The sequence below is a fragment of the Sphaerisporangium aureirubrum genome (assembly GCF_042658925.1).
GTDB lineage: Bacteria > Actinomycetota > Actinomycetes > Streptosporangiales > Streptosporangiaceae > Sphaerisporangium > Sphaerisporangium aureirubrum.
This window is the reverse complement of the sequence record NZ_JBHSRF010000047.1, coordinates 1-13,368: the sequence shown is the minus strand read 5'-3', so window position 1 is coordinate 13,368 and position 13,368 is coordinate 1. Positions and strand designations below refer to the sequence as shown.

The window sequence follows — 13,368 nt, the reverse complement described above, 5'->3', positions numbered from 1 at the left end:
CAAGACTTCAAGTGCCCTCATCGGTCCTCCAGACCGGCGGTGGCATTTTTGTATTGCCGGTACTTTTCCGGACGGGGTAATCATTGCGGCGACGCGAGGCTCGCACGGAGCGAGTCTTCACGGGCACTGCCCCGAAGGAGATGCATTATGGCTACTGGTACCGTCAAGTGGTTCAACGCTGAAAAGGGTTTCGGCTTCATCGAGCAGGACGGCGGCGGCGCTGACGTCTTCGCCCACTACTCGAACATCGCCGCCCAGGGCTACCGCGAGCTCCAGGAAGGCCAGAAGGTGACCTTCGACGTCACCCAGGGCCAGAAGGGGCCGCAGGCGGAGAACATCGTCCCCGCCTGACGCTTACGTACTAGGACGCCGGGGTTCGCACCGCGAGGTGCGGGCCCCGGCGTTTTTTTGTGCCCGGACGCGTGAACGTTTCACAAAACGAACGACCGGGAACAGATGGCGTTCATCCGGCCATACGCCGGATGAACCATCAATGTCGTGAATCCCGCCGTTTCTTCGGAGGATCCGGCGTTCGTGAGCGCTATTCCCTTTCCTGCCGCTCGTCGCCGCCGGAAATCACCTGACGCGTGCCCGCGCAGAGGACGGTTCCGAAGGGGCCTCGGCGCGGCCCAGGCGGCTGGGCCACCAGGCGCGCGGGCCGAGGTCCCGGATCAGCGCCGGAACCAGCAGGGACCGCACCACCAAGGTGTCCAGCAGGACGCCGAAGGCGACGATGAAGGCCGTCTGCACGAGGAAGGCCAGCGGGATCACCGCCAGTGCCGCGAAGGTGGCGGCGAGCACGACCCCCGCCGACGTGATCACGCCGCCGGTGGTGACCAGCCCGCGCAGCACGCCCTCGCGCGCCCCGTGCCGCGCGGTCTCCTCGCGTACCCGGGACATGAGGAAGATGTTGTAGTCCACGCCCAGCGCCACCAGGAACACGAACCCGTACAGCGGCACCGACGCGTCGCTGCCGGTGAACCCGAAGACGTGCGTGAAGACCAGCGCGGAGACGCCGAGGGTGGCCAGGAAGTTCAGGGCCACGGTGACCACCAGGATCACGGGCGTCGTCAGTGAGCGCAGCAGCACGATCAGGATGAGCAGGATGATCACCAGGACCACCGGGACGATGAGCAGCGTGTCCTTCTCCGCCGCCTCCGTCGTGTCGTAGCGCTGGGCGCTGTACCCGCCAACCATGACGCCGCCCTCGCCGTCCAGCGCGGCGCGCAGGCGCTTGACGGTCTCCTGGGCCGCGTCGCCGTCCGGCACGTCGCTCAGCGTCGCCTCCACCAGCACGAGCCCGTCGACGATCTTGGGGGCGTCCCCCGGCCGTCCGCTCCGGGTCACCGGCGTCGCGCCGGACACGCCCTGCACGGCGCGGGCCGCCGCCGTCACGGCCACGGCGCGCCCGGCGGGGGCGACGATGACCGCGGGCTGTCCCGATCCCTTGGGGAAATGCTCGCTCAGCGTCGCCTGCGCCACCACCGACGGCGCGTCGTTGACGAAGGTCTCGTCCAGCGGCACCCCTCTGGCGTTCAGCTGGGGCGCGAGGAAGGCCAGGGCGATCAGGGGCAGGATGGTCGCGACCCAGAGCCGCCGGGGATGCCGGCCGACCACGGTGGCCACCCGGTCCCAGATCCCACGGGCGCCGGACGGCTGCGGCTTGGCCGGCCACAGCGCGGCGCGGCCCAGCAGGACGAGGACGGCGGGCAGGAACGTGAGCGCGCTGAGGGCGGCGCATACGATGCCGACGGCGCCGACGGGTCCGAGCGCGCGGTTGTTGGTCAGGCTGCTGAGCAGCAGCGCGAGCAGCCCGAGGGCCACGGTGGCGGCGCTGGCGGCGATCGGCTCGAAAGATCGCCGCAGCGCGACGCGGCCCGCGGCGAAGCGGTCGCCGGCGGCGGCCAGTTCCTCCCTGAAGCGGGCGGTCAGCAGCAGCGCGTAGTCGGTGGCGGCGCCGATGACCAGGATGAACAGGATGCCCTGCACCTGGCCGTCGACCCGGACGATGTCGTGGTCGGCCAGGAAGTACACCACGGCGCACGCCAGGCCCAGGGCGAAGACCGCGCCCGTGATGATGACGAGGGGCAGGAGCACGCTCCGGTACACCGCCAGCAGGATGATCAGCACGGTGATCAGCGCCACGCCGAGCAGCAGGCCGTCGATGCCGGCGAAGGCGTCGGACAGGTCGGCCCGGGTGGCCGCCGGGCCCGCGAGCTGGGCACGCAGGCCCTCGACCGTCACCGCCGGGCCGATGCGGTCCAGGACGCCGCCGAGCGAGGCGCCGAGATCGGGGGCGAGCTGGATCACGCCACTCAGCGCCTGGCCGTCGTCCGACGGGAGGGCGGGCGTGGGCGTCCCGATGACGCCGGCCGTGCCGCGCAGCGAGGCGAGCGCCCGGGTCGCCGCGGCGGCCTGCCCGGGGGTGGTCTTCTCGCCGGCCGCGGTCCACACCACGATGAGCGGCTGCGTCTCGCCGGCGCGGAACCTCTCCTGGACCGCCAGGACGCGTGTCGACTCCGCGCTGCGGGGCAGGAAGGCCGCCTGGTCGCTGGTGGACACCTCGGTGAGCTTGCCGGCGAACGGCCCGAACCCCCCGCCCACGGCCAGCCAGACCAGTACCAGCAGGGCCGGGACGAGCCAGCGGATCGGTCGCCGTGCCATCAGACCACCTCGGCAGTTAACTCAACAATTAAGATACTCAATTGTTGAGTTAATGTAGCATGGCGGCATGAGCGGTGACAGGGGGGACGGCACCGATCTGCAGTCCTTCGCGGTACGGCTGCGCCGGATGACGGCCGAGTTCAACCGCATCGCCCACGAGTTCGCCAACGAGCACGGGCTGCACACCACCGACGTCCAGGCCCTCATCAAGATCTTCGACGCCCCCGCGCCGATCACTCCGAGCCGCCTGCGCCAGGAGCTGAACCTCACCTCGGGGGCCGTCACCGCGTGCCTCGACAGGCTGGAGCGGGCCGGGCACATCCGCCGGGTCCGCGACGCGCACGACCGCCGCGTGGTCCACCTGCACTACCTGGACGCCGCCAAGGAGCTCGCCGGCGCGTTCTTCCGCCCCCTCGGCCGCAGTACCGACAACGCCCTGCGGCGGTTCGGCCCGGAGGAGCTGCGCACCGTGGCCGCCTTCCTGGACGCCATGAACGAGGAGCTCGACCTGCTGCGGGACGCACCGCGCTCGCCCTGACTCTCCGCTTCGCCTCACCCGCAGGTCGACGGCCTGTTCGGCCGGATTCGCCCCACCGTGGGCCGCCGATGAAACTTTCGCGGGCGCTTGCCCAAATTTTGCGGCTTATATAAGTATTTATCGGTGACGCAGCACGGCGCCAGAAACGACCTTTCGGACATCAACGACACGCCCCCCTCGGGCCGTGACGTCGCGAGCGACGTACCGCCCCGCCCCGGCGAGAGCGGGTCGCAAGCCACCGAGGACGGGTCGCCCGGCGCCGGGAGCGGGGCGCCGGACGGGGAGGAGGCGCCGAGGAGGTGGTGGCCGCCCAAGTGGATGACGGACGCGGGGGACCGGGTGGCGCTGCTCATCTGGTTCGCGTCGCACGTCGGGTTCCTGATCTACATGTACCTGGCCGGGCCGGGACGCACCACCGATCCGTTCCTCAACCGGCTGACCCGCTGGGACGCCGAGAACTTCATCGCCATCGCCGACTACGGCTACGACGGCCCGCCGGGCATGCAGGACAGCGGCAAGCTGCCCGCGTTCTTTCCCGGCATGGCGCTCCTGATCAAGCTGCTGAGGCCCTACATCAGCGACGCCAGGCTGGCCACCGTGCTGATCTCGCTGGTGTCCAGCGCCGTGCTGGCGGTCGCGCTGTCCCGGCTCGCCGAGTCGTACCGCCCGGGGACCGGCCGGTACGCGGTCGCGGCCCTGTTCCTCAGCCCGTTCGCGGCGTTCCTCTACACCGGCTACTCCGAGGCGCTGTTCCTGGCGCTGGCGATCCCCGCCTGGCTGCTGGCCAGGAAAGGCCGCTGGGAGGACGCCGCGCTGTGCGCCACCTTCGCGGCGAGCGTCCGGATCTCCGGGGCGTTCCTGGCGTTCGGCATCCTCGTCATGTTCCTGATCGCCAAGAACGGCCTGCGCGAACCGGGTGGCCTGCGCCGCGCGCCGTGGCTGCTGCTCCCCGGCGTGCCGCTCGTGCTCTACAGCGCCTACCAGTGGAGCCGGACGGGCGATTGGCTGGCCTACAACACCGTCCAGGCGCAGTACTGGGGCCGGCACCCCGTCTGGCCGTGGGAGGCCCTGGTCAACACCTGGAACAGGGCCGGCGAGGTGCCGACGCTGACCGTCTCCTACTACGAGGAGATCATCGCGGCGGCGGTGCTGCTGCTCCTGGTGATCGCGCTGGCCGTCTTCCGCCGCTGGCCCGAACTGGCGTACATCGCCCCGCAGGCGCTGTCCTTCCTCGCCCTGTCCGAGTTCTACATGTCGATCGGCCGGGCGTCGCTGACGTGGTTCCCGCTGTGGATCGCCATCGCGATCGCGGGGGAGCGCCGTCGCTGGGTCTGGTACCTCGCCCTGGGAATCATGATCCCGGTCATGGCGATCAACGTGGGCCACTTCACCACCGGCGCCTGGATCGGCTGACCCGCACGGCCCTCTAGATCACACGCCGCACTCTGAAAGGTGCGGTGCGCTACCGGGCGCCGTGAGCATTGACGTGCGTCCGGCGCTGTCGCCGGGGGGTGTCTCTGTGGTGCGGGCCCTGCGGGAGGCGTGATGGCGGGCGGGAACGGAACTTCGTTGTGGGCCATGGCCCACCTGGGGACTCCCATGGCGTTGCGGGTCGCGGCGACGCTGCGGATCGCCGACCACATCGCGGGCGGGACGCGCACGGCGGGCGACCTCGCCCCGCTGGTGCGTGCGGACGCCGACGCGCTGGAGCGGCTGATGCGCTACCTCGCAGCGCGGGGTGTGCTCAGCCGTGACGCCGCCGGGGCGTACGACCTGACCCCGAAGGGGGAGTTGCTGCGCGACGACCACCCGGACGGGATGCGCTCGCAGATCGACATCGAGGGATGGACGGGACGGGCCGAGCTGTCGTTCGTGCACCTCCTGCACAGCGTGCGCACCGGCGAGGCGGCCTACCCGCTGACGTTCGGCCGTACGTTCTGGGAGGACATGACCGCCGAACCCGGGCTCGCGGCGTCGTTCGACGCGAGCATGGCGGCGGACATGCCGGTGCGGGCCCCCGCCATCGCCGCGGCCTACGACTGGGGGCGGCTCGGGCACGTCGTGGACGTCGGCGGGGGCGACGGGTCCCTGCTGATCGCCCTGCTCAACGGGCATCCGGAGCTGCGGGGGACCGTGGTCGACCAGACGGAGACCGCCGAGGCGGCGCGCAAGGCGCTGGCGGCGGCCGGGCTGGCCGATCGCGGGGACGCCGTGCCGGGGACCTTCTTCGACCCGCTGCCCCCGGGCGCGGGGGGATACGTGCTGTCGCTCATCCTGCACAACTGGAACGACCTCGCGGCGGGCGCGATCCTGCGCCGCTGCGCCGAGGCGGCGGGCGCCGGCGGGTCGGTGTTCGTCGTGGAGAACGTCGGGCCGGACGGCGAGTCGCCGCATACCGGAATGGACCTGCGGATGCTCGCCTACTACGGCGGCAAGGAACGCGGCGTGACCGACCTGGCCGGCCTCGGGGCCGGCTGCGGGCTCATGGTGGCGGGGGTGCACCCGGCGGGTGCGCTGTCCGTCGTCGAGCTGACGGCCCGGTGACGGCGGGAAAGGAGACGCCACGATGGCGGAGCAGGTGCTGGAGAAGGAGCTGGATCGCCCGTCCCATGTGACCGGCCCGGCGGCGGTGATCGCCGCCATGGTGTCGCCCGAGGGGCGCCGGGACCCGTATCCCCTGTACGAGGAGCTGCGGGCGTTCGGGAATCTGCTGCACGTCAAGCCGGGGCTGGTCGTCGCGGTCGGGTACGCCGAGTGCACCCGGGTGCTGCGGGAGACGCGGCTGCTGGTGCAGGACGACAAGAACTACGACCTCATCTACCCGAACTGGCGCTCGCACTCGTCGCTGCGCGGCTTCACCAACTCCATGCTGTACACCAACCCACCCGACCACGGACGGATGCGGCGCCTGGTGACCAGCGCGCTCACCCCCCGCCAGGTGGCGTCCATGCGGCCCACGGTGGAGCGGATGAGCGAACGGCTGCTGAACCGGCTGGCCGACCTCGGCGCCGACGGTTCGCCGATCGACCTGATGGGGGAGTTCGCCTTCCGGCTGCCCGTCGCGGTGATCAGCGAGCTGCTCGGGGTGCCCGAGGACAAGCAGGTGTGGTTCCGCGAGGTCGCGGCGGAGGTCATGATCGCCCTGGAGGGCCTGACCAACGTCTCCGAGCTGGCCCGGGCCGACGTCGCGATGGACGACCTGTCGGCGTACCTCAACGAGCTGATCGAGGACCGCAGCCGCCGTCCCGCCGACGACCTGCTGACCCGCCTGGTGCAGGCCCGCGACGACGACGGCGACCGGCTCACCCACGACGAGCTGATGGGCAACCTGATGCTCCTGCTGAACGCCGGCTTCGACACCACGACCCACCTGATCGGGCACGGCGTGCTCCAGGCGCTGGAGCGCCCCGACTTCGCCGAGCGGCTGCGCACCGAGGAGGGCTTCTCGGTCGGCTACGTGGAGGAGACCCTGCGCTTCGAGCCTCCGGTCCAGGCCACCAGCCGCTGGGCCGCCGTAGAGGTCGACGTGATGGGCCTGCGCATCCCCGCCGACACCAAGATCGTCGCCATCATGGGCGCCGGCAACCGCGACCCCCGCCGCTTCCCCGACCCCGCCACCTTCAACCCCGACCGCAAAGACGTCCAGCCCCTGAGCTTCGCCGCCGGCATGCACTACTGCGTAGGCGCCCCCCTGGCCCGCATGGAAGCCCAGATCGCCCTCCCCATGCTCCTCCGCCGCTTCCCCGCCCTAGCCGTCGCCGGCACCCCGAGCTACCGCGACCGCTGGCTCGTCCGCGGCCACGACTGGGTCCCGGTCGTCATCCGCTAGCCCCGCTCCCCGCCCGCCCTACGCGGCGGCCCCCGGCTCCCACCGCACCCACGTCCCACGTCCCCGCACCGCACCGGCGCCCGAGACCGGCCCACCGAGCTGCGCCCCACGGCTTCCACCGCCGTACGTCCCTCGCCGGCCCACGAAACCCGGCCCGCCGAAGCGTGTCCCCCCACACGCCTCGCCGGGCCGCCTTCGTGCCCGCGTCCGGTGTACCGGCGGACGCTCCGCTTTCCACGCGGCCGGTTGGTCGGGGGTGGTTGCGTCCGTGATCGTGAACGCGATGAAACCCCTAACCGTGTTGCCGTGGACTGACCCACCCCTTGTCGTTCACAAGCGTGGCCGTCACCGCCCACCCACCCTGCGGGGGCCTCTGTCCGCGTGTATGTGGCACCCCGCGACCGCGGGTGCCTGCGGCCCTCCTGGACCGAGCCTCTTGGGGTTAGCGATGTGGTCCCTCAGATACGTCGACGTCCTCCTTCCTGGGGGACGGCCCTTCGTTGTGCGGTCGGTTGGTCGGGATGGTTGCGTCCGTGAGAGTGAACGCGATGAACCCCTAACCGTGTTGCCGTGGACTGGCCCACCCGTTGTCGTTCACAAGCGTGGCCGTCACCGCCCACCCACCCCGCGGGGGCCTCTGTCCGCGTGTATGTGGCACCCCGCGACTGCGGGTGCCTGCGGGTGCCTGTGACGCTCCCGGATCGAACCCCCTTGGGGTTGGCGACAGGGGCCCATCAAGCACGATGACCTCTTCCTCTTGGGATGGCCCTCGGTTGTGTGGCCGGGTTGGTCGGGGTGGTTGCGTCCGTGAGAGTGAACGCGATGAAACCCCCTAATCGTGTTGAGGTGGAATGGCCCACCCGTTGTCGTTCACAAGCGTGGCCGTCACCGCCCACCCACCTCGCGGGGGCCTTCGTCCGCGGGTACGTCACCCCGCGACTGCGGGTGCCTGCGTGTGCCTGCGATGTCTGTGAGGCTCCCGGATCGAATCCCCTTGGGGTTGGCGACGGGGCCCATCAAGCACGATGACGTCTTCCTCCTGGGGACGGCCCTCCGTTGTGTGGTCGCTTGGTCGGGGTGGTTGCGTTCGTGAAGGTGAACGCGATGAGACTCCTAACCGTGTTGAGGTGGACTGGCCCACCCCTTGTCGTTCACAAGCGTGGCCATCACCGCCCACCCACCTCGCGGGGCCTCTGTCTGCGTGTATGTGACACCCCACGACTGCGGGTGCCTGCGGGTGCCTGCGGCCCTCCCGGCCCGAACCCCCTCGGGGTTGGCGATGTGGTCCCTCAGGCATGTCGACGTCTCCCTCTTGGGTCGACCCCACACCGTCTGGGGCCCCAGGACTGGTCACGCGCTACCACTCCCTCTGGGGCGCTCGCATCCCGCCGTTCTAAGAGTGGCGGCACCCACTGTTATGGGGTTGGCGGACTTACCGTTCTGGGTGCGGTGGCACCTGCCGTTCTTGGTGCGGCGGCATCTGCCTTATGGATTTGGGTGCAGCTCTTCTGCAGTGACCGGGGCCGTCAGGCGGTGCGGGCGTAATCGTGCTGGTCCGGGGCAGTGAACAACCAACTCAGACGGTCGCTGAGGGACGGCTGCACCCATGCCAGAGGGCAACTCCCGCGCAGCTGAGGCCGAGCAGGAACGGATGGACGGCGCCGCGTTCGATGAGGCCCACGAGGACGTTGGCCCCGGAGATGAGGTCGGCAAAGTAGGCCACCATCGAAACCAGACCGATCACGCCAACCGTGACCAGCGTCCGCCCGAGTCGCAACGAGAGCCCGACGCGTCGGCGCATGCTCCCGAGCGCGATGGCCAGTACGTTGCCGCCGACGAAGCCTGCCAAGGCGCCCAAGGCATGGAAGTCACCGGTACCGTCGTTCATCGCCTCGCCGGATCCGGGGAACAATCCCAGCAGGACGCCGCCGACGGCCAGCAGCGTCGCGGGCACAAGCGCTGCCCAGCGGCGCCAGCCCAGCAGACCGCGCAGCACGGCAATGCCGGCCAGGATCGTGATCCCGAACAGGAAGAAGCCGGTGTTCATTACCCATGCCAGCGGTGAGTACATGTACTGCCCGAACAGTGTCGAGGGCCCGTGGACTCCGAGATTGCTGATGAAGTGGTGCGTGTAGCTGTAGGGCGGATTCGTCCATGCCGCGGCGGCGATGAACTCGGCAAGCAAGAAGATCACCGGCCCGGCGATGAGCAACGCCCCCGCGGTTCGGTGCTGCGAAGGCCGACGCGCGTCGGGAGCGAGCGCTTCAGGCTTTGCGTCGTTCGCGGGTTCGTTTCGTTCGAGGCTCGAGAGCGGGTTGATGTTGCCGGCCATGGTCATGGTCCTTTCCGGTGTCGGTGCTGGGCGCCACGGTCGGTATGGGTTGGTGCCGAGTCGACGCAGCAGGGGGATCCCAGTCACCCGATAGCTTCACTCGCCCACTAACTATATCGAGACTACTTTTATCGTCAATGTAGTTGGAGTGCGGCACTAGTAGGATCTGGCCATGGTTGACGGAACGGCCGTGGGACGGCGGGAACGCAAGAAGGCAGCAACGCGGGCGGCGATCCTGGACGCGGCAACGGCGCTCTTTCTTGAGCGCGGCTTCGACGGGGTCAGCGTTCGCGAGATCGCCGACAAGGCGGACGTCTCACCCAAGACGGTCTTCACGCATTTCCCGCAGAAGGAGGCGCTTGTCTTCAGCGACGAGGACGAACGGCATGAGCGCCTCGTGGCCGCGGTCAACGGCCGGGCGCCGGGGACTACGATCTCCGACGCGCTGAAGGCGCACTACCTCTCCGAGATCGCCGCGATGAGGTCCGGACCCCAACGCCAGATCCTCACTCTCATGGAAGAGACACCGGCTTTGATCGATTACGCGGAGAAGTTGTGGTTCCGCCATGAGGGCGCCCTGGTTGCCGCGATCGCCAAGGAGTTCGGGCTCACGGAGCCGACCGACGAGATCCGCTTCTACGTGCGTTTCGCCCTGCAGATCCAGCTCAGCGCCACCCACGAGGCAGACCCGGAATCAACCATCGATGCAGGGTTCCGACTTCTCGATGAAGGCTGGGCCCGCTACCACGAGGCCGGAGACCAGAGCGCATCCGGGTGAAGACTCGCGAGCGGTAGTCTCGCCGAGGCGGACGAAGGCCCCAGTCACGGTGGCTTTGTCGGGGCCGCAACACTGATCCCGAGAGCGACGTTCATCAGCAACGGGCTGATCACCCCAGCCCTCAGCCATCCCCAGATCATCCCCCGTGCAGGGAACGACTGGAGCGCAGCCAACAGGCGTTGGGTGCGGCTCTTGAGTGACTGAAGCGATCAAGCCGTAAGGGCGTACCCGTCCTGGTAGCCGGTCTGATGGACGCGCTCGTGTTGCCGGGCGAGATGGAAAGTCCAGTACTCTTCCAGATGACCGTTGGCGACCAGCGCGCGGAGCTTCAGCACCGCCTCGGCCCCGGCCAGGCCCCACCGCGCCCCGGCCAGGTCGAACCTGTCGGCGATCAGATGACGGCACGCGCCCTCGACCACCCCGGTCGCGATCGGCCATCCCGCCTCCAGCGCCTGCTCATACCGCAGATGCCCGGCGTTGTTGGACAGATAGCGGATGCACGCGTCGATGCCGTCACGGTGCTGCACGCCCGCTGTGGCGGCCTGCGCCCTCAGCGTGGTGATGACCTGGCCGGTGTGCCCGGCCAGCAGGGCCAGGGCATGCCCGGCGACCCAGTCCTCCGCAGCCGGCGCCGCGGACGGGTGCAAACTCCACGCAGCAGCCCATAACTTCTCCAGCACGTGCACGAAATCGATCACGATGTGGACGCGGATGCGGCGCCGGGCGGCTTCGGCGATGATCAGGTCGAGCTGGTGGCGGGCCCCGTCGACGAGCACGACCCAGGGACGGGCATGCGCGGGATCACGGGCCTGGGCATGGTCGAACACCTTGGCGATCACAGGGCCAGGGCCGGTGATGACCGAGCCGCACAGCCACTTGCGGGTCGCGTTCGGCCTAGCCCGTGACAGGCGCCGGCCGGATCGCCCGCCCGGGACGGCGATCACATCGTGCGGCCGCCGCGGCGCCGGTTCGGCGTCATAGACCACCCCCAGCGTCGCCATCCGTTTGCGCGCCGGTTTCTCCCCGGCCGCCAGCCGGGTGCGGAACGTGGCCCGGGCGCGGGCGGCGGCTTTGGCGGTCGCGGGCCGCAGCGCTTGGGGGCGCATCGCGATGCCCTTGCCGTCCACGCTGATCGCCAGCACCGTGGACACCGTGCACGGCAGCACGGTTCGCCCGGCGTAGAAGGCGTCGACATCGGCCGCGGCCTGGGTGACCAGTTGCTCGATCTGCCGTTTGCCGATCACCTGACCGCAGCGCGCGCTGATCGCCGCCAGCGCGGCGTCGAACGAGCCGCGCACCGTCTCGATGACCGCGAGCTTCGCCAGCCCGGCCGAGTGCCGCACCGCCGGCAGCGACAACGCCGCGTCCGCCGGATACACGTTGCGCACCCCCGGGGCACGCCACGCGCACCGGTTGAGCCCAAGGTCACCGTCCCGGTCACCGTGGCGAGCAGGCGGTGGTGCCCGAGCTCCACCCGCCGCCGCGGCACCCCGTCCGCGCCGATCACCCCCGCGGCGCCACCGTCTGGGTGGCGGGCGTGGCGTACCTGCTCCAGCTCGCGCAGCGCGCGCAGGTCAAGGTGGGCCTGCAGCAGCAGGCGCTGCCGCTCCCGGCCCTGCTCGGTGATGGTCTCCTCCAGCCGGTTATGGGGAAGCGTCCCGGTCTGCGCGTCGATAAGGTGTCCGATGAGCCAGTTGAATGTGTTCTTCGCCTTCGCAAAGACGTCAGCGGTGGCCTCGGTGTCGTACGGTGCCTGCACAGGGCTCTTCCTTCGTCGGGGTCGATTGGGTGGCACCTTCGAACCTGACGGCGGGAGAGCCCCGCCACAATCACCCGACCGGTGACGACGCGATTGCATCCCGTGACGCCACGCCATCCTGCCCGGCCATCTGGCGGGCCACCGGATCGGTCACCGTGAACAGTCCCGGCCCTTCTTCCTTCGCCCAGCCGCGTTCCACCAGCCGCTTCAGCTTGGAGCGCAGCCCTTCCCGCTTGGCGGCCTCATCCGGCAGTCCCATCGCCACCGCGATCTGCCCGGCCCGTATCGCCCGCCCGGCATCGGCCATGATCTCCACCGCGTCCCGGTACGCGCGCGGCAGCACCGCCGTATTCATGCCGGGTTGCCAGCGCGGCACCGTCACCACACCCAGCACCGGCGGCTGTGCCGACGGCGCGGTGCCGGCCGCGTCGGCGGCCTCGGCCTGTCCATCGGGCTCATCGAGCAGCTGGGCCGCTTCGCCCACGATTTCCTCGACGGTCTCCCGTGTGATCGTCAGCCGTGACAAGCGGTCCTGCTCGTCCTGCATCTGTGAGGTGAGCGCGGCGATCTGCTCGCGGATCTCCTCGATTCGCCGGCGGGCAGCGGCTTCGCGCCGTGCCAGTTCCTCGAGCAACGAGCTCATCGTCACCACCGCCTCACGGGTCTGTACTCACAGTAAGAGGCGGTTCCTGGATCAAACAGTCACGTCTACAAAAGCCCAGCTCAGGCACTCACTGAGGGAGAGCCGCACCCTATGGATTTGGTGGCATCTGCCGTCGTCGGTGTGGTGGCACCTGCTGTTGTCGGTGCGGTGGCATCTGCCGTCGTTGGTGTGGTGGCATCTGCCGTATCGGTGTGGTGGCGCTCGCTGTCGTGGGGTGTCGTGGGTGTGCGGGGCGGAGGTCGCGTGGGGTGGGTGGGTGGTGGTGGCCACGCTTGTGAGCGATAAGGGGTGGGCCAGTTCATGTCAACGCGGTTGGGGGTTTCATCGTGTTGACGCTTACGAACGCGGTTGCCCTGGCCACCCGACGAGTGTGGTGGCGCTCGCTGTCGTGGGGTGTCATGGGTGTGTGGGCGGAGGTCGAGCGGGGTGGGTGGGCGGTGGTGGGCAAGCTTGTGAGCGACAAGGGGTGGGCCAGTTCATGTCAACGCGGTTAGGGGTTTCATCGCCTTGACGCTCCCGAACGCGGCTGCCCCGGCCAACCGACGAGGTGGAAATCGGCCGGAAAGAGAAACTTGGTCGGTCGCCTTGTGGTTGTGCTCCCGCTCACACGAAATCCCGGGATTCTGGGGCGTCCGCGTCCACCGTCGCACCGGCTGGCCGTCGTAAGGCGGCGCCGGATTCGGCGTACCACGTCCCGCCGTATCGGCGCCGTCAGGCCTTGGCGGATCGGTCGGCACGTGGCGTACGGCGCCGATTGTGTTCCCGGTGGGGGTGGGCAGGGCTAGGCGGTTCGGGGGAGGGGGG

Annotated in this window: 9 protein-coding genes and 1 pseudogene; 6 read left to right on the top strand and 4 right to left on the bottom strand. The window is 69.7% G+C overall.

The window, feature by feature from the left end:
- Positions 1–147: 147 nt before the first annotated feature.
- Positions 148–351, top strand: coding sequence for a cold-shock protein (locus ACFP1K_RS26195; protein ID WP_183660712.1), 204 nt, complete (start codon positions 148–150; stop codon positions 349–351).
- Positions 352–576: 225 nt separating this feature from the next.
- Here the strand turns inward: ACFP1K_RS26195 and ACFP1K_RS26190 are convergent, their stop codons facing one another.
- The gene (locus ACFP1K_RS26190) at positions 577–2,664 is read right to left on the bottom strand and encodes an MMPL family transporter (protein ID WP_380757986.1); all 2,088 of its coding nucleotides are present in this window, start codon (positions 2,662–2,664) and stop codon (positions 577–579) included.
- Positions 2,665–2,731: 67 nt separating this feature from the next.
- On the opposite strand from ACFP1K_RS26190, the gene ACFP1K_RS26185 reads away from it, so the two are divergent.
- The 4 genes from ACFP1K_RS26185 (at position 2,732) to ACFP1K_RS26170 (ending at position 7,031) form a co-directional block, all read left to right on the top strand.
- Positions 2,732–3,202, top strand: a complete 471-nt coding sequence (locus ACFP1K_RS26185) for a MarR family winged helix-turn-helix transcriptional regulator (protein ID WP_380757984.1) — start codon at positions 2,732–2,734, stop codon at positions 3,200–3,202.
- 123 nt (positions 3,203–3,325) lie between these two features.
- Complete coding sequence (locus tag ACFP1K_RS26180; RefSeq protein ID WP_380757982.1) at positions 3,326–4,615, top strand: mannosyltransferase family protein; 1,290 nt, start codon at positions 3,326–3,328, stop codon at positions 4,613–4,615.
- Between the two features lie 165 nt (positions 4,616–4,780).
- Positions 4,781–5,746: a methyltransferase gene (locus tag ACFP1K_RS26175; protein WP_380757980.1), complete on the top strand. Its 966-nt coding sequence runs from the start codon at positions 4,781–4,783 to the stop codon at positions 5,744–5,746.
- A gap of 22 nt (positions 5,747–5,768) precedes the next feature.
- Positions 5,769–7,031, top strand: coding sequence for a cytochrome P450 (locus ACFP1K_RS26170; RefSeq protein WP_380757978.1), 1,263 nt, complete (start codon positions 5,769–5,771; stop codon positions 7,029–7,031).
- 1,576 nt (positions 7,032–8,607) lie between these two features.
- On the opposite strand, the gene ACFP1K_RS26165 is transcribed toward ACFP1K_RS26170, so the two are convergent.
- Positions 8,608–9,363, bottom strand: a complete 756-nt coding sequence (locus ACFP1K_RS26165) for a DUF998 domain-containing protein (RefSeq protein ID WP_380757976.1) — start codon at positions 9,361–9,363, stop codon at positions 8,608–8,610.
- Positions 9,364–9,535: 172 nt separating this feature from the next.
- Between ACFP1K_RS26165 and ACFP1K_RS26160 the strand changes: the two genes are divergently transcribed.
- Complete coding sequence (locus tag ACFP1K_RS26160) at positions 9,536–10,141, top strand: TetR/AcrR family transcriptional regulator (protein ID WP_380757974.1); 606 nt, start codon at positions 9,536–9,538, stop codon at positions 10,139–10,141.
- Between the two features lie 209 nt (positions 10,142–10,350).
- On the opposite strand, the pseudogene ACFP1K_RS26155 reads toward ACFP1K_RS26160, so the two are convergent.
- Positions 10,351–11,900 (bottom strand): annotated as a pseudogene (locus ACFP1K_RS26155) (ISKra4 family transposase).
- A gap of 70 nt (positions 11,901–11,970) precedes the next feature.
- The gene (locus ACFP1K_RS26150; protein WP_380757972.1) at positions 11,971–12,543 is read right to left on the bottom strand and encodes a hypothetical protein; all 573 of its coding nucleotides are present in this window, start codon (positions 12,541–12,543) and stop codon (positions 11,971–11,973) included.
- Positions 12,544–13,368 lie beyond the last annotated feature (825 nt).